The following is an 18,692-nucleotide window of genomic DNA, read 5'->3' on the forward strand; positions in this document are numbered from 1 at the left end:
AAGAAATAGTCTTTTCCTTCCAGCCACTCGTCAACAATCTGACAAACAATTTTCTTTTCTATCATAGATTAATCCTATAAGAACGAAAAAGAGGAGCTTTATCGCCCCTCCACCTTTCATCCGTTTCCGGTTGCAAAGATACAAATAATCTGTTCGACTACAAAATATTAGAAGAAAAAAAGAATATTTAGCATAAAAGTGAAGTCTTTATGTCATAATCAACAGATCACTTCTTTCCAATCTTCTACCGTCATCGTCTCGGAAGAGAAATTCACACCGATACAGACTACCTTTCGCTTGTCCGCAATATAGGATTTGGCATAGTTCTTTTCTTCAATCTGACGAAGCGCCTCGTCGGCCGAGCCATTGAGCTTGAACTCGAAGATGTAAACGTAGTCTTTCAGTTCGATAATACAATCCACACGCCCCATAGCCTGAGGTTTCTCATTGATAAGACGGCAATTACCTTCGCCTATCAAACGTAAAATGAGGTAGAATGTGTATTGAAAATATTTCTCGGTAGCTTCAGAAGTCTTCAATGTTGCCGTTCTTAGGCTTCAGATAACTATTGGCTATCATGGTAAGAAAACCTTGACGGACTTCGTTATTGGGGAAGTCCAACAAATAGCTGTCCCTGCGCAGGTCGTAGTCCTTGATGGTGAGGTAAGGATATTCCAGCCAATCCTGCTCCAAGTCAGCAATAGTCAATCCTTCGAAAAGTTCTTTCCGTCCACGATAATAGGCCTCAAGCGTACTCACGAATAGGATATTTCATATTCTTTTTCCTTTCTGTCTTTCATTCCTCTTCTTGCAAAATTAGTCTATTCCTGCGAGTTGTCCAAACATAAGAGGGAAAATCATAAGTCGGAATCCACCTGTCGAACAGCCTTCACATAATGCTTCTGATTTCCTCGTCCACGACTTACAATCACTCCCTTCTCCACAAAGAATTTTAAGTCCTGTGCTGCTTTCCATTTCAGCCGCCCGGTCAGTTCGCTGTAGGTCACTCTATTGATGAACGGATTGTTATCCAGATAGTTCATCAACCGCTTCTCCAACTCATCCATACCCAGACTGCTGGACTGGCGGAACTTTATTGTCGGCACGCGCGATAGTTCTCCGTTCAACGTTTTTTTGAACTTGGCGGAAGGACGGAAATTTACATCGTTAAAACGGATGGACTGTGATCGGATATCTGTTTTCTTCTCCACCAGTCGTTCTCCTTTTACCTTGCCGGTAAAGAAGCCGAACTCACCAACCTCCACGGCAAATCCCTTGTTTATCCAGTCGGTAGCTGTATCGAAGACACTCATCAGCACTCCTTCTATTTCTCCCTTACGGAATCCGAATCGCTTAGATACTAATTCAAGGAACTCATCCGACGGAATAGTTCCTGCTGTAATAGCTTGAACATAGAACAGCTCTTTTTCTCCCTCTTTGGTGGTAAGTGCGGGCTTCTTCTTTAAATCATAATACGCCATATCTATTTATATTTTAAACGTTTACCTCTTGCCGAAAAGAATTAATCTCTGTACTGCGGAAAACTAACTTCCAGATTGCCAAAAACAAGTTCCGTTGTAGCTACAAATAAGTGAGTTGGTAGCAACCAACTAATGAGTCGTCTATAAACAACCGATGGGCTGCCTGCAAACAACCCATGAGTCGTTAGCAAGCAGCCCATCTATTTGTAGTCACAAAGATAATTGTTTTCTCTGACTAAAGAAATACTTTTAAGGGATTCTCGAATTACTGATCAGTATTATTTTTATGTACATACTCAGCAGGTGAAATGCCATAATAATCTTTGAAACAGTTGGAAAAATACTGATGAGATGAAAATCCTATGGCATAGGCTACCTCAGAAATAGATATCTTCTTTCCTTTGAGTAAAGTTGCCGCATACTCAAGTCTTACATTTCGTAAGTAGATACTCGGGGTAAGATTAAATAATTCTTTTATTTTGCGATGCAAGTGTACTCTGCTAATCCCGATTTCATAGCTAATGGACTCTATACTCAAGTCAGAATCACTAATATGTTTTAATATAACCTGATTCAGTTTCTCCACTAATTTATCATTAGCGCTTTTCACTTCCATATTATTCATTTCGGACACTTGTCCAATAGCTTGTTGTGCCTTTATCAAAGCTCGTTTCTTTAACAGGTTTGCTATATTCATCAATAGATATCGCAAGTCAAAAGGTTTGTTTATATATACATCAGCTCCGGCCCCCAAGCCTTCCAGACTGTCATTAACAGTAGTTTTAGCGGTAAGCATAATAATCGGTATATGGCGAGTATGGTTATTCTCATTCAGTTTCCGGGTCATATCAATGCCATTCATTCCCTCCATCATAATATCTGTTATAATCAGATCGGGTAGTTGTGTGGCAGCTATCTCGTAACCTTTCTTACCATCAGAAGCTTCCAACACGTTGAAACGACTCCGCAATTCATTTCTTAGTAAAGCACGTATATCAGGATTATCCTCAACAACCAACACCGTGGGATTATTTTTAGATACCGGAGCATTACTCTCACCCTCAAGTAACTCTGTCTCGTCCAAATGCAACAGAAGATCAATCTCTCCTGAGGATATATGAGTGGGATAATCAACTAACACATTAGTCTTTTCTTCTGCTGAATAATCGGCTTTCAAATAGGGTATAGTGAAAGTAAAGACACTTCCTTTACCAGGTATGCTATCTACGTCAATAGTACCGTGATGCAACTCAACAAGCATCTTACAAAGATGGAGTCCTATTCCCGTACCGGTTCTGGCAACATTCTGCTGATTATTCACCTGATAGAAGCGTTCAAAGACCTTTTTTACATATTCGGGGGCAATCCCCTTTCCGTTATCTTCAATCTTAAAATTCAGTCTATTTTCTTTAGAGATGCTTAGTTGAATGATGATCTTACCACCATTATCAGTATATTTAAAAGCATTCGACAGTAGGTTATAGAGTACTTTATCTATAAAATCAGAATCAAGCCAAACAGTGTCAGGCAAGTCTTTGGCGACAAATTCCAAACGGATATTCTTACTTTGACTCAAGGGGATAAAAGAGTCTACGATGTCTGTAACAAACGAAACGATATCTACTTCGCGCACAGAAAGCTGCATCTGCCCTCGATCTATTTTCCTTATATCCAGCATTTGATTTACCATACGCAGTATTCGGGAAGCATTTCTGTACATAATGTGATATGTAGAATTATGTGCAAGGTTCTTATTTTCTTCAATCAACTTCAGCAAAGGAGCTATTATCAAAGTTAATGGAGTTCGTATCTCGTGAGAAATGTCGGTAAACAATTGTAACTTGGATTGTGACAATTGTTCCCTATGCTCTTTGGCCAGCATAAGTTGTTTTTCTTTTTCACGAATCAGAATGATTCGGTACATACCATACAACATAGATAGAATAAGGATAGCATATAAGACCTTTGCCCACCATGTAAGCCACAACGGAGGTAAAATAGTAATAGCCAATTGACGAATTTGTTCATGACCGGAGCCTGTATATGCTTTTACCATAAACAGATATTGTCCATGAGGAATGTTAGTATAAACGGCCGTCCGGCTACCATCTTCAGATAATTGCCACTCATTATTCAAGCCCTGGAGCTTATATTCGTATTTAATTCTTTCAGGCGCTATAAACTCAAGAGCGTCAAAGCCGATAGAAAAGTTATTTTGATCATGTCGTAAAGTAATCTCCTCAACGCATTGAAGAGATTGAGGTAATATGATGTTCCGATCATAAGCTACTCCTACCGATACCTCTTTATTGAAAAGCATCAGCTTAGAAAAGACTAACCCTGCAAAGGGGATTTCTTTATTCATATCTTGAGGATTAAACCAAGTAACTCCATCAGTTCCGGCAAAATAAAGATATCCGTTGGGACTAGCGGTAGAAGATCGCGGCTTAAATTCAGTATTATTCAGTCCATAGGCTATTCCATAATTAATAAATTTCTCTTTACCTTTTATGTATTGGGCAATCCCATTATTGGTGCTTACCCAAAGATTCCCCTCCAAATCTTTCTGCAGGGAAGCAATTACATTACTTGGAAGTCCGTCTCTTGTGGTAAACAGAGTTATCTTCCGCGTTTTCTTATCCAATCTGCCCACTCCCCACTGGGTTCCTATCCAGATATGCCCGTCATTGTCTTCACAGAAAGCACTTATTACATTATTCATTATCAGTTTATCGTCTTTGGTATAAGACTTCTTTTTATATGTATTCAAGTCCATGCAGCAGAATCCGACATACGTCCCCACCCATAATGTATTATCATTATCAATAATTATCGTGTTGCACCAATCACTAAGCAACACATCATCCTCATTTTGTATGCCTTGCCGGTAATAAGTAAAGCTCTTATTATTTTGTTCCATTTTATTTACCCCTCCGCCGTTGGTCGAGATCCAAATGTTACCCTCTTTGTCTTCCGCAAACCCCGTAATATGATTACAGTTCACTGAGTTATGGTCATTACTCTTATTGAAATTCTTTAGAGTTCCATGCTGCGGACTATATAAATAAAAACCATGAAGATATGTACCTATATATATATTACTTTCAGTATCCTGGTATAAGCAAGTAATTACATTCTCTTCCGGCAGGAATTTGTCTTTTGATACATAGCGGTCTCCATTAAAAGTGAGTCGATAGAGTCCACTTCCATTAGTTCCTACCCATAAAACATTCTCCTTATCCACCAATAGAGAACCTATACTTTGATCTGATATGTTCAGGTTGCTATAAGGATTGTTAGTGAGATACTCAAATCCACTCTTTTGCGAAGGTATAATCAAGACTCCCTTCTCCATATATGAGACCCAGATATTCCCTTGCTGATCTTCATAAATATTTTCTATCTTCCCGGTCTTCGGATCAAAGCCAAAGCTATCAATCATATAAGGAGTAAACGCTTCTTTCCTTTCATCGAAAAGCCACAAACCACCACCATCTGTACCTATCCATATCCTATCTTTGCTATCACGCAGAATAACCTGTGATAGTTTAAGTTCCGGAGCCCCGGACATATCTCCAATAGGTTGTATTATGAGCGTTTGAGCATCCACTTTAAACAAACCTCCTCCCAAAGCGGCTACCAATATATCCCCTCTGTTATCCTCGCAGAGTGAAAAAGCCTGATACTTAGTGAGTACCTCATTAGTGGGATATAGAGTGTTTATGTTTTTCATTTCTCCTGTATGCGGATAGAAGATCCCAACCCCATCATTCTTGTTTGCCAACCATATCTCGCCTTTTGCAGAGAGTATCATTGTCATAATATTCAATTTCTTTATAGCCGGATCATTATACAAACGGGTAGAGTTGTCTTTAAGATTGATACAAAGAAGCCCTTCATCATTCAAAGCTATCCAAACATGCTTATCCCGGTCCTCAATAATACAAGAAACTTTGGTATTCGAAATAAAAGGATACTTCTCTTCAAAACATGAACTAAAAGTTTCAGTTTTATAATCGTATAAATAGAGACCACTCAAAGTACCTACCCAAAAGTTATTCTCGGAATCTTCAAACACCGTCAGTACATAGTCATTAGGAAGAGAATCCTGATTGTCTAAAGATTGGATAAACACTTTTATATCGTTACCGGTAATGCGATTCAAACCATAATCAGTAGCAACCCACATATTACTACGGTTATCTTGAAAGATATAATGTATACTGCTATTCGACAGACCGTCTTTAACCGAAATAAAACGCATGGATGCATGGAGTATACCACCAGACAAGAATACAAGAATCTCAAGAATGATTATCAAGCTTCGATTAATTTTGAGAGAATGACTTTTCATAGCATTTTTCCAATGATAGATAACAGACACAAAATTAGATGAAAAATCGGACTTACAAGATTATTAAGCCTTATTTCAGGGGCATGTTACATAATCTTTAAGATCTGAAACAGTTCCAATAGGAATATTACATAATCACCAGCTTCATGTTACATGGTAACAAAAGCTTTTATTATATTCTCAATACATTTGCCATGCTGATACTTCAGTAAAAAACATATCTAATAAATAACATCAATCTTTAAGTTATGAGAAGGAAAACACTACTTTCTAATTGCAAAGCATTATGCCTGCTAAGGTATACATTATTATGTTTTGCTATTTTGCTCTCAGCATCAATGAATGCCCAAAGCATGAGCAGTCACAAAATTGGTGGGCAAATCACCTCTGCCACTGACGGTCAACCACTCATCGGAGTGAGTGTATTACAAAAAGGCACAACAAATGGAACAATTACTGACATTGACGGTAATTTTGAATTGGCAGTTCCAGCCGGCTCTACGCTTATTGTTTCATACGTAGGGTTTAACACACAAGAAATCGCTGTAACTCCAAACAAGACTCATTATCCTATTCTATTAAAGGAAGATGCACAAATACTGGATGAAGTAGTAGTAGTAGGTTACGGAGTGCAGAAGAAGAAACTAATCACAGGAGCTACCGTACAGGTAAAAGGCGATGATATTCTGAAACAGAATACGGTTTCACCATTATCAGCCATACAAGGTCAAAGCCCAGGAGTAACCATTATGAAGAAATCCGGTCAGCCAGGCGAAGGCTTCAAGGTAAATATCCGTGGTATTGGTACGGTGGGCAACTCACAGCCTTTATATATAGTAGACGGCGTGGCTAGAGATAATATTGATTATTTAAGCCCATCTGACATAGAATCTTTAGATGTACTCAAAGATGCTGCATCAGCAGCGATCTACGGGGCACGTGCAGCCAATGGAGTTGTCTTAGTTACGACCAAACAAGGCAAGGCCGGAAAAGCACTGATTGAATACAATGGTTATTACGGAATACAGAATGTTTATAAAAGAGCGCCACTATTGGATGCACAACAGTATGCCACAATCATGAATGAGGCTCAGGTTAATTCCGGACTAAAAGAATACGCCTTTGACACTCTGTTAGCTCCCGGTGATTGGGACCGTATCCAGAAGGGGACATGGAAAGGAACCAATTGGCTAAAAGCAATGGAGAACGAAGATGCTCCTATACAAAGTCATGCGCTGAATATAGCCGGTGGTACGGAACTGTCTATTTATTCCATCGGCCTTTCATTCTCTTCACAAGAGGGTATCTATGGTAAACCAGTAGAGCCTGAATATTCGCGCTATACAGCCAGAGTAAACACAGAACACACACTATATAAAGCCAATAATCTGGACGTGATTAAGTTTGGCGAGAATCTCTCTTACTCATATACCGAGAAGAATGGAATTGGTATTGGCGACAATTTTTGGAATGATATTAGTAATGCATTACGCGCAGCACCTTTCTTGCCTTTATGGGCACGCGATGCAAATGGTAATGATATTGTAGGACAGTATCATTATGCCTTGCCGTGGAACAACCGTGAGCCGAACCCTGTTGGAGTTATGGACTACACAAGAGGACAGAACATGTCTAAGAATCACAACATCAACGGGAATTTCTATTTTGTGATTCAGCCTATAAAGGATTTGACCTATCGCAGTAGCTTCGGGGTCAACGTTAATGCTTATAGCTACAGGGCATACACCCCTAAATATAAATTAGGACCGGAAACATTCAGTGACGAAGATTATGTAAGCCAGAATTCAGGCAACTCCATAAGCTGGACATTTGAGAACACGCTATCTTATAAGTTCAAGATCAAAGAGAGTCATAGCTTCGATGCCCTGATCGGAACATCTGCCGAACGTTGGGGATTAGGCGAAGGATTATCGGCAGGAAATGCCAACTCATTATTTAATGATTTCAACCATGCTTACCTGGATAACGCAAAGGTTATCAACACCTCTAAAACAACTGTAGGTGGAGCACCAATGGGCAAAGGCGGTATTCTCTCTTACTTCGGCCGTATAAACTACAATTACCAAGAAAAGTATATGGTTACCGTAGTGATGCGTGCGGATGGTTCTTCGAACTTTGCTAAGGGAAACCGTTGGGGATATTTTCCTTCAATATCGGCAGGCTGGGTAATGACCAATGAGAAATTCATGGAGCCTGTGACCCACTGGATGGACTTCATGAAACTCCGTGCAAGCTGGGGACAGAATGGTAACCAATCAATCTCGCCCTTCCAATATTTATCGACTATCTCTTTCGACGGAGCCTACTTCTTCCAAGGAGATGACAAAAACAAGATTCAATTGGGAGGTTATCCCGATATTCTGCCGAATCCCGACGTTACTTGGGAAACATCGGAACAGCTGGACTTAGGCTTCGATGCCCGCTTCTTGGCCGGAAGGTTAGGAGTAGCATTCGACTGGTACAAAAAAACGACGAAGGACTGGCTGATTCAAGCCCCTATCTTGGGTAGCTATGGAACAGGAGCACCTTATATCAATGGTGGTAACATTGAGAACAAAGGTATTGAGTTAGGATTGGACTGGAAAGATAAGTTAGGTAACTTTACCTACTCCGTTGGAGCCAATATTGCATACAACAAAAATGAAGTAACTCGTATTGCAAATAATGAAGGTATTATCCGTTCAGGAGTCAAAGTAGGCTACAATGCTTCTACATTCCCACGGGCAGAGGTAGGACAACCCATCGGATACTTCTGGGGTTATAAAACAGATGGCATCTTCCAAAATGAGCAAGAGGTACAAAACTATAAGAATTCGAAAGGTGAAGTCATTTTACCCACAGCTGTCCCCGGAGATATCCGATTTGTAGATATTAATGATGACGGTATCATTGACGACCGTGATAAAACAAACATTGGCGACCCTAATCCGGATGTAAACTTCGGCTTTAATTTCTCACTGGGTTATAAAGGCTTCGATCTTTCTGTAAATACCAGTGGAGTTCTTGGTAATCAAATCTATAAACAATATCGCGGTGATAACTCTCAAAACAACTACACCACTGAGGTATTAGGCCGATGGCATGGTGAAGGAACCTCGAACAAGATTCCACGTGTAACCAGCGGTGCACATATTAATGAAATCTATGTTTCGGACCGTTATGTAGAGAATGGAGACTATTGGAGAATTAACAACCTAACTCTGGGATACGACTTCAAGAAGCTATTTCCCAAAGTTCCACTTCAACAAATGCGCTTGTATTTCACTGCTCAGAATCTGTACACATTCACCGGATACTCTGGCATGGACCCCGAAATCGGGACAAGTACCAATGATGGCGAGTCGGCATGGGTGAGCGGTGTAGACGTAGGTTTCTATCCCCTCCCAAGAACGTATATGTTTGGCTTAAATCTAAAATTTTAATACTCAAGAAACAATGAAACCAATAAGTATATTACTATTAATTGTAAGTCTGTGCTTTGCAGGCTGCAGTGATTTTCTTGATACAGACAACTTAGTCAAGAAAGACAATTCGAACTTCCCTAAATCGCCGGAAGATGCACTTCAGGCATTGTATGGTGCATACTCCCCTATCTTTGGTATGGGTGCCGCACAGAATCCGGTTCTGATCAGCGATCTACTTTCGGACGACCGATTTGGTGGAGGCGGACAAAACGACCGCGAACCACAAGCTATCAATGTATTCAAAGCCACATCCGACAATCAGTTTAAAGAAGCATGGGGTTGTTTCTATAAAGGTATCTTCCGCTGTAACATGCTCCTTTCATCTATCGAGCAGATTACGACTTGGGAAGGTGAAGCCCAAAAGAACAAGATACTGGGAGAGACCTACTTCCTCAGAGCATTCTATTACTTCAATATGGCTCGCATGTGGGGTACAGTACCTTTGGTTATCGACCCGCTTCCACAAAACAACCCGAAGGCAGAACCGGCAACTTTGTTCGGCCAAATCCTATATGACCTAAAGATGGCTGCAGAACTTTTACCAGCCGTGCAGCAGTCTACTTCCGAACTTGGTCGTGCAACCAAATGGGCATCTGAAGCACTGATGGCTCGTGCATACCTATTCTATGATGGTTACTATAAAGCCAATGCAAAATCGGACGTACAATTGCCTGATGAGAGTACATTAACTTCTGCTAAAGTGATTGAGTACCTGACTGATTGTATAAAAAACAGTGGTCATGAGCTAGCAAGTGATTTTAGAAACCAATGGCCATATTCAGTTAATATACCCGAAGCTGACTATAAGTATGCCAAAGACAACAACCTGAGTTGGCTGGGCGAAGCCGGAGGCAATAAAGAAACTATTTTTGCAACTAAATTCTCGATACTCGGCGGATGGGATCAAAACGATAAGATACCCAACAATCAATTACTAACCTGTCAGGGAATAAGAGATCAGACACTGACTCCTCTTGGTCAAGGCTGGGGCTTTGGTCCCGTAAATCCTAAGTTCTACGAGCAGTGGCCACAAAACGATTTACGTAAACAAGGTTCTATCTGCAACGTAAACGATGCCAGCGAAGGAATCTCTGGCTACAAATGGGGCGGTGACATGATGTGGCAGGAGACCGGATATTGGCAGAAGAAGTACATGCCAATCAATGTCAAAAGAAAAGATAATAATGGTAATGAAGAAATATGCAATTATAGTTGCGTACTGTATGGCAGAGCATCTAACTTCCAAACGAATAATACGCAAGACTTGGTTTACATCCGTTTTGCCGATGTTTTACTAATGCATTCTGAATTAACACAAACAACTGAGGGAATCAATGCTGTTAGAGCACGTGTTAATCTACCTTCAATCAGCGTATATACCGATGAAGCATTAAGACAAGAGAGACGCTATGAACTGGCATTCGAAGGAATCCGCTATTATGATATGCTGCGTTGGTATGGTGCAGAAGCCGGTACCATTATGAAGCAGAACATGACCGGAGCAAAAATCTTCAATATGGGAGCAGAAACTACCATCAACAATGATAGAAACAATGGCTATTTTGACGAAATAGACAAGCGCATTAAAGAAACCGGTGGGTTCCTGCAAATTCCAAATGAAGAAATATCTTTGTCAGGAGGTATTTTGAAACAAAACTCCGGATGGGAAGGATCATCTGTAATGTTTAACTAAAAATTAAGAACAGCAACTATGAAGACGATAACAATTTACCTGTCAATACTCATGTCCTTACTTCTTGCAGCATGCAATACGATTGAGGATAGAGACAATGGAGGAAGGTTACTAACCGAAAATGAACTCCAGTTCGACATGATACAAACCCCCGTCGGCTCTAATACGGTCATACTGGAAAATAAGACTAAAGGTGTTATCCCTTATTTCGATTGGGGAACAGGCTACTCCAATAAGCAAAAAACAGAAGCTTATTTCCCCTTTGCTGGCGAATATACATTAACTTTCACGGCTTACTGTGACGGAGGTGCTGTAAGTACTACCCGCACATTCAACGTAGCCCAGAACGACCCGGCATATTTTGAAAATCCGGCATGGGGATTGCTATCCGGAAATAATAAAGGAAAAACATGGGTATTTGCAACCGATATTCCGAAAAGCAGTTACGAGGGACGTATCTGGGGGAATGGTGGATATAAGAGAATGCCACAAGGGCCCGACTGGTGGGGACGTACTGCTGCAGATGCACACGAGGATAAGATAGACCTCAATGCTGAGATGTATTTTGACCTCGAAGGTGCAGCCAACTTCAAAGTAACCTACAACGGAACTACCACCAATGGCATTTACGACTTGAAGTTAGATGAACAAGTAAAGAATGACGATGGCAGTTTATGGTCGATAGGTAGCCTGCAACTAAGTAGTGCAACCATTCCTCATGGTATCAGCGTCAACGAAGGCAATAAAACCATTTATAAGTTCGACATCTGCATACTGACCGAGGATGAATTAGTGCTGGCCTATCTTAATCCAACAGTAGATTATGGCGAAACATGGTATTGGCGCTTTAAGAGAAAAGGATTTAATTATTAGTTAAAACAGTTTTCAATAGGTATTAAATTATATATTACAGTTTATTTATCATTCAGCTATGAAACCAATTAAGTATATTCTTTTGTTTGTTTTATCCGTTCTTTGTTTGGGGAACTCCTCGTGTACAAAGCCAACAAATGTTTTTGTGACCACCAATGGAAAATGTTTTGAAGTAGACGGGAAACCTTATTACTTCATCGGAACAAATTTCTGGTATGGAGCCATCCTGGGTTCGCAAGGTAAAGGCGGCAATAGAGAACGACTGATTAAGGAACTCGACTTCCTACAAGAAAATGGGGTAAATAACCTCCGCGTACTGATAGGAGCCGATGGACTTGATGGAGTACCGGCTAAAGTAATGCCAACCCTACAACAAGAACCGGGCAAGTATAACGAAGAAGTATTTGATGGATTAGACTTCTTGCTATCTGAAATGGGGAAACGGAAAATGTATGCCGTTCTCTATTTCACCAACAGTTGGGAATGGTCAGGAGGCTACGGACAGTATCTAAGCTGGGCAGGCCATGGAAACGCACCTATTCCCATTGTAGATGGATGGGATGCTTTTACAAAATATGTAGCTCAATATGCCTCTTGCGATGAATGTAAGGAACTTCTAAAGAATCACATTAAAGCAGTCATCACCAGAACGAATAAATATACCGGCAATATCTACTCGGAAGACCCAGCTATTATGGCCTGGCAAATCGGCAATGAGCCACGTGCCTTCTCCGACGAGAATAAACCTCTGTTCGAGACATGGATGAAAGAGGTCACTGCTTACATCAAAAGCCTCGATGCAAATCATTTAGTCTCAACCGGATCAGAAGGGTCAGCCGGTTCTGAAGGAGATATCGACTTATACGAACGCATTCACAGCGATCCAAATGTAGATTACCTGACCATACACATCTGGCCCAAGAATTGGGGATGGTTAGATCCCAAAGATATTCCGGGTTCTATAGACGAAAGCATCGTGAAGACTAATCAATACATAGGTCAACATTTGGCTCTGGCCAAGAAGCTGAACAAACCTATTGTATTGGAAGAGTTTGGATTACCACGTGACCACCATTTATATGAATTATCCGACCTCACTACAAGCAGGGATAAATATTACCGGAATGTATTTGAGCTGATTAATATCAATGCCTCTCAAAAAGATGCTTTAGCCGGATGTAATTTCTGGGCATGGGGAGGGTTTGGCCGCCCTAGTAATAAGTTCTGGAAGCCGTGGGATGATTATATAGGCGATCCGGCTCAAGAGGAGCAAGGGTTGAATGCGGTCTTCAACACAGATTCAACCATACAGCTTATAAAGGAATACACCAATAAGTTACTTACGAAATAATCAATAAAAAAATATGAAACGATTGTTTAGCACAATACTATTGACAATGCTCTTCTTAAACATGATGTCACAAGAGCAGATTCCATTGCCTGAGCATCCCCGGCCGGATTTTGAACGAGCTGAATGGATCAATCTGAATGGTAACTGGAGGTTTACCTTCAATGAACAACTGGCAAACAATGCCTTACAGCAGAACAATATATCCGGATTTGATCTAAACATTCAGGTTCCTTTTGGTTGGGGGTCGAAACTATCAGGAGTAGAGGATAAAGGAGATAAAGGCTGGTATGCCCGCGAAATACAAGTTCCACAAACGTGGGAGGGAAAACGCATTTATCTGGTAATCGGAGCGTCGGAATGGGATACTCACGCATGGATAGATGGAAAACAAGTAGGAGGCCATCAAGGAGGATATACGCCTTTCGAATTTGAGATTACCAATCATATCCAATTTGGTAAATCGCAGCAGATAGTCATCAGTGCCGATGATACCTATACCAATGAACGTTTGGAAGGGAAACAAGGCTATGGCAATGTGCGAGGCATCTGGCAGACGGTCTATTTGGAAGCACGAGGAAATAATTACATAGACTATATCCACTTTTCACCGGACATTGACCAATCGGTTGTTAAGGTAGAATTAGGATTGAATACTGAAATACAAAAGAATACTCAGATACAGATTAGGTTTAAGAATAGTGAGCAGGCTGCATTTACCTACTCGCCTAGAAACAAGAAATCGAAGATTCATCAATTTGAAATCAAATTGGAGAATCAGCAATTGTGGGATCTCGACAATCCTTATCTGTATGAAATAGAAGCCACTCTTACGAATGGCAAACAAGTAATAGATACCGTGAATACCTACTTCGGCCAACGTAAGATTAGTGTCACCCGACTTCCAGGGTTTAACTTCCCGTATGTAGCCTTGAATAATCAACCGATATATCTTCAACTCACACTCGATCAAAGTTATCACCCGGAAGGATATTATACTTTCCCAAGTGATAAGTTTATGCGAGATGAGATACTATTGTCCAAAAGTTTGGGACTAAACGGTAACCGTACGCATGTCAAGGTAGAGATTCCGCGTAAACTATATTGGGCGGATAAGCTAGGATTACTAATTATGGCAGATGTTCCCAACTTCTGGGGACTGCCCACTGATAAGGCTAAAACTGACTGGGAATATTGTATGCGCAACCAAATAAAGCGCGATTACAATCACCCTTCCATATTCTCATGGGTAAACTTTAATGAGACTTGGGGACTCTTCACCCCACAAGAGGTAGAAAGAGTATATCTTGCCGAAACACAGGATTGGGTACGGAAAATGTACCGGGAAACTAAGAAACTGGATCCGACACGACTTGTAGAGGATAACTCTCCCTGCAACCATGACCATGTAGAGACTGATCTCAACACATGGCACGCCTATCTTCCGGGATATGAATGGAAAAAGATGCTGGACTACGTTACCGAACAAACTTACCCCGGTTCAACATGGAATTACAAAGATGGTAATAAACAAACTGACATTCCAATGTTTAACAGCGAATGTGGCAATGTATGGGGATATGAAGGAAGTACTAATGACGTAGATTACACCTGGGACTACCATATTATGATGAACGAATTCCGTTCACATCCCAAAGTTTCCGGATGGCTGTACACAGAACATCACGATGTGATCAATGAATGGAATGGCTATGTACGCTACGACAGGTCGCCTAAAATCGACGGACTGGATTCTTTTGTTCCGGGAATGACAATCGCCGACTTCCACACTGCTTATTACATTGCTCCGCAGGGAGAACTTTGTCAGGAAGTTCACGCCAGTTCTTCTATTGAGGTTCCTCTTTTTGCCTCTTTCATGACCGATTGTGATCCTGGAACTCTAACCTTAGAAACTCATCTCATAGGCTGGGATATTCTTGGACATCCAATTGAACGTACCAACGCAGGAGATTATCCGGTAACCTTCAAACCTTTCAAAAATGAGCTTATCGCCCCTGTACAGTTTCAGGCTCCTGCCGAATCAGGTCTGTATGTACTACAATATGAGTTAAAGAACAATACCGGTCAAATACTTGGACGTAATTTCTCATTATTCATTATAAAAGACGGTAAGCAACCTGCATCAACTAAGAAAATGACATTAACTTCATTTGCTCCAAACTCGTTCCAGAACAATAGTTGGTCACTCAAACAATGGAATGTATTGAATGGGTTGAAAGTCAATGGTGCAGGAGACGGTTTCTTTGAATATGCAATAGCATGGCCCGAAGGTGTCAAGAAGGAAGAGTTAGAGTCCGTATCACTAGTGTTTGAAGCTTCAGCAAAAGAACTCTTTGGAAAAGATATAGAGGGTTCGGATATGACTGACGTCGATATTGACTATATGCGCGGTGGAGGCAGCTTCGATCCATGCAAAGGGCAGAATGCTTATGCAATGACTGATTTAAAAACACATCCTTCAAGGGTAAATATAAGCGTAAACAACCTTTCCTGCGGAAGCACCTACCTTCCCGATGATCCGGCCGACCACAGAGGTGTGCTATCATGGGCATCACAACCTCGCAATAAGACTTTATCCGAAGCAGGTTCATACGGTTACTTAGTTGAGACCATGATACCTAAAGAAATATTGGTAGAAGGAAAACCTATTATTATTCGTATGGAAGTACCCAAAGGTATCAATGGAGGACTGGCGATATATGGCAAGGATTTTGGACGCTATCCACTCGACCCCACTCTTGTATTCACAAAAAAATAACTCATAAATAATCATGAAAGCAATTTTAGCACTCATTGCAATGTCACTCCTTCTTGCCTGCGGAAAACAGGAAGAAGTAATCGCAACTGTTGACAAACAGGCCACAACAGAAACCAAGCAATTATACAATCAATTACAAGGATTACAGCAGAAAGGAATTATGTTCGCCCATCAGGACGACTTAGCGTATGGGCATAATTGGTATAAAGAACCAGAGCGTTCAGATGTTAAGGATGTATCTGGCGATTATCCGGCCATGATTGGATGGGAACTAGGGCACATTGAGATAGCAGCTCCTTTCAATCTTGACTCCGTCTACTTCTCGGACATGAGAAAATATATACAAGAAGGAGACCGTAGAGGTTCTATCAATACATTGAGCTGGCATGGTGATAATATTGTTACTGGCAATACAGCTTGGGATTGTGAGCAAAACACTGTAGTAAGAAGTATATTACCAGGTGGTGAAAATCACAAGCAATACCTGACATGGTTGGATCGGTTATCTGCCTTTTTCTCTAGTCTAAAGAATGATGAGGGCAAACTGATCCCGGTAATCTTCCGAATGTACCACGAGCATACCGGCAGTTGGTTCTGGTGGGGTAAAAAGCAATGTACATCCGAAGAGTACAAGCAACTATGGCGAATGACTGTGGAGCGCCTTCGCGACAAGAACAATGTGCATAATTTGCTTTATGCTTACTCTCCTTCGGATGCGGAAGTAGAGAATGAAGCTGATTATCTAGACCGCTATCCAGGCGATGAATATGTAGACATCATAGGATTCGACTGTTATGCTTCCGGAAAAGATTCGGCATCCATTGAGAATTACAACAACAGAATGGCACTTAATCTGGATATCATCACAAAATATGCTGCTAAAGCTAATAAAATCCCTTGTGTAGCTGAAACTGGGATGGAGAGTGTTGCCGACTCGACCTATTTCAGCGAGATACTGTACCCATTAATCAGTAAGCATAAAATCAGTTATGTTCTTCTTTGGAGAAATGCATGGGAAGAAGATAAGCCTAATCATTATTATGTCCCCTTCAAAGACCATCCGGCAAGCGAAGACTTCAACAAGTTTGTAAACAAACCGGATATCTTGATGTGCAAAGATATTGCTAACTCAAAACTAACAAACGAAAAATAACGATTTCATCAAACTAAAATTGAACTGATATGAAAACAAGAATCTTTTTAGCTTTCCTAATCATGAGTATCTTTACAGCAAAAGCCGCTGTATATAGCGTTCTCGATTTTGGAGCAGACAATTCAGGAAAAGGACTCACAACAAAACACATCCAGGCAGCAATTGATCGTTGCTTTGATAATGGTGGCGGAGTAGTATATGTTCCATTGGGTAAATACCTCACCGGAACACTAAACCTCAAGTCGAATGTTGAATTCAGATTTGAGCATGGTGCCACATTGGTAGCTACAACAGACCTCAGCCAATACCAGCAACATAACGAGCATCTGGCAGGAGTATTCTATACCGAGAATGCAGAGAATGTATCAATCACCGGACAAGGAAAGATTCATGGACAAGGCATGGAGTTTATGTATCAAGATAGTGCCAAGGTAATCTTAGGTGACGTGCTGAACCATGTACGTCAGAAAAAAGACCTAAGGAGAGTAGAAAGTGGGTTGGGTGATGGTCCTGTTCATCCCAAAGACCGTTATCACCAGATGATTGTATTCTCTAACTGCAAGAACATAAGACTTACGGATTTTGAATGTATCGATGCTCCATACTGGACATTTCTACTTGTTCATAGTGAAAGAATATTTGTTTCAAAACTGTCCATAAACAACAATCTTTTGATACCGAACAGTGACGGACTTGATATAAACTCTTGCAGCAACGTAAATGTATCCGATTGTATCTTTACTTGTGGTGACGATGCTATTGTAGTGGCAGGATATGCACATCACTTTGGCGACCCCGGCTATAAGGATATCCTTGCACCTTCAAAGAATATCAATATCTCTAACTGTGTGTTGCAATCACGTTCAAGTGGCATCCGTATCGGGGGATGGGATCAAAACCACATGTCTAATTATAACTTTAACAATATTACCATCTTTGACTCCAATTGCGGAATCAACATAACCGTAAGAGACGAAGGATCTGCACAAAAGATGAACTTCACCAATATCCGCATCGAAACACGCCTCCATACCGGTGATTGGTGGGGAAATGGCGAACCTATTAAAATATCAGCCATGCGTGGTGCTCCCAGTAATCTGGTAGGTATTATCAAGGACATTAAGTTTACTAATGTATCTTGTGTAGGCGAAAATAGTATTCTTATGTATGCTTCAGAAGATTCTAAGCTAGAAAATATTACCTTTGACAACTTCGATTTTACATTACGCGAAAGTCCTCTTGAGAAAAGTACCGGAGGTAATTTCGATTTAAGACCGACCACAGTAATGGGCAAAGAGTTTTTTGCGGCAGACATTCCGGTGGTTTACATTGAAAATGGAGAAAATATAACCTTCCACGAAGGCACTATTAACTGGGAAGGGAAAATGCAACCTTACCACAAACATGCCATTGAGGCTGTTAAAGTTAAGGACATACATATTAATAACGTTAAAGCTCAGCCATCGCCATCTAATAAGAATTTACCGGCGATAAAGCTGACTCAGAGTATAAAATCAAATTAAATC

General features: G+C 40.7%; 9 protein-coding genes and 3 pseudogenes. 7 read left to right on the forward strand and 5 right to left on the reverse strand.

Annotation, left to right across the window (positions count from 1 at the left end):
* The 5 genes and pseudogenes from Q1W14_RS10760 to Q1W14_RS10780 all read right to left on the reverse strand — a co-directional run.
* A pseudogene (locus Q1W14_RS10760) lies at positions 1 to 65 on the reverse strand (ribosome assembly cofactor RimP); the annotation flags it as partial.
* 153 nt (positions 66 to 218) lie between these two features.
* Positions 219 to 666 (reverse strand): annotated as a pseudogene (locus Q1W14_RS10765) (PD-(D/E)XK nuclease domain-containing protein); the annotation flags it as partial.
* Positions 667 to 705: 39 nt separating this feature from the next.
* Positions 706 to 759, reverse strand: a pseudogene (locus tag Q1W14_RS10770) (hypothetical protein); the annotation flags it as partial.
* A 98-nt stretch (positions 760 to 857) separates the two neighbouring features.
* Complete coding sequence (locus Q1W14_RS10775) at positions 858 to 1,481, reverse strand: HU family DNA-binding protein (RefSeq protein WP_300701405.1); 624 nt, start codon at positions 1,479 to 1,481, stop codon at positions 858 to 860.
* Positions 1,482 to 1,746: 265 nt separating this feature from the next.
* A complete protein-coding gene (locus Q1W14_RS10780) occupies positions 1,747 to 5,835 on the reverse strand; it encodes a two-component regulator propeller domain-containing protein (RefSeq protein ID WP_300701406.1) in 4,089 nt (1,362 codons plus the stop codon).
* 353 nt (positions 5,836 to 6,188) lie between these two features.
* Here Q1W14_RS10780 and Q1W14_RS10785 point away from each other — a divergent pair, with 353 nt between their 5' ends.
* The 7 genes from Q1W14_RS10785 to Q1W14_RS10815 are packed head-to-tail and all read left to right on the forward strand — an operon-like array spanning position 6,189 to position 18,689.
* Entirely contained in the window at positions 6,189 to 9,278 is a 3,090-nt protein-coding gene (locus tag Q1W14_RS10785) for a TonB-dependent receptor (RefSeq protein ID WP_300701407.1), read from the forward strand.
* Between the two features lie 13 nt (positions 9,279 to 9,291).
* Complete coding sequence (locus Q1W14_RS10790) at positions 9,292 to 11,013, forward strand: RagB/SusD family nutrient uptake outer membrane protein (protein WP_300701408.1); 1,722 nt, start codon at positions 9,292 to 9,294, stop codon at positions 11,011 to 11,013.
* Positions 11,014 to 11,031: 18 nt separating this feature from the next.
* Positions 11,032 to 11,886, forward strand: coding sequence for a hypothetical protein (locus tag Q1W14_RS10795; protein WP_300701409.1), 855 nt, complete (start codon positions 11,032 to 11,034; stop codon positions 11,884 to 11,886).
* Between the two features lie 58 nt (positions 11,887 to 11,944).
* Entirely contained in the window at positions 11,945 to 13,237 is a 1,293-nt protein-coding gene (locus Q1W14_RS10800; RefSeq protein WP_300701410.1) for a cellulase family glycosylhydrolase, read from the forward strand.
* A gap of 13 nt (positions 13,238 to 13,250) precedes the next feature.
* A complete protein-coding gene (locus Q1W14_RS10805) occupies positions 13,251 to 16,013 on the forward strand; it encodes a glycoside hydrolase family 2 protein (RefSeq protein WP_300701411.1) in 2,763 nt (920 codons plus the stop codon).
* 13 nt (positions 16,014 to 16,026) lie between these two features.
* A complete protein-coding gene (locus Q1W14_RS10810) occupies positions 16,027 to 17,166 on the forward strand; it encodes a glycoside hydrolase family 26 protein (RefSeq protein WP_300701412.1) in 1,140 nt (379 codons plus the stop codon).
* A gap of 29 nt (positions 17,167 to 17,195) precedes the next feature.
* On the forward strand, positions 17,196 to 18,689 hold the full coding sequence (locus tag Q1W14_RS10815) for a glycosyl hydrolase family 28 protein (protein ID WP_300701413.1): 1,494 nt from the start codon (positions 17,196 to 17,198) through the stop codon (positions 18,687 to 18,689).
* Positions 18,690 to 18,692: the final 3 nt, after the last annotated feature.

It is taken from the genome of Bacteroides sp. (genome assembly GCF_030151085.1).
Classification (GTDB): Bacteria; Bacteroidota; Bacteroidia; order Bacteroidales; family Bacteroidaceae; genus Bacteroides.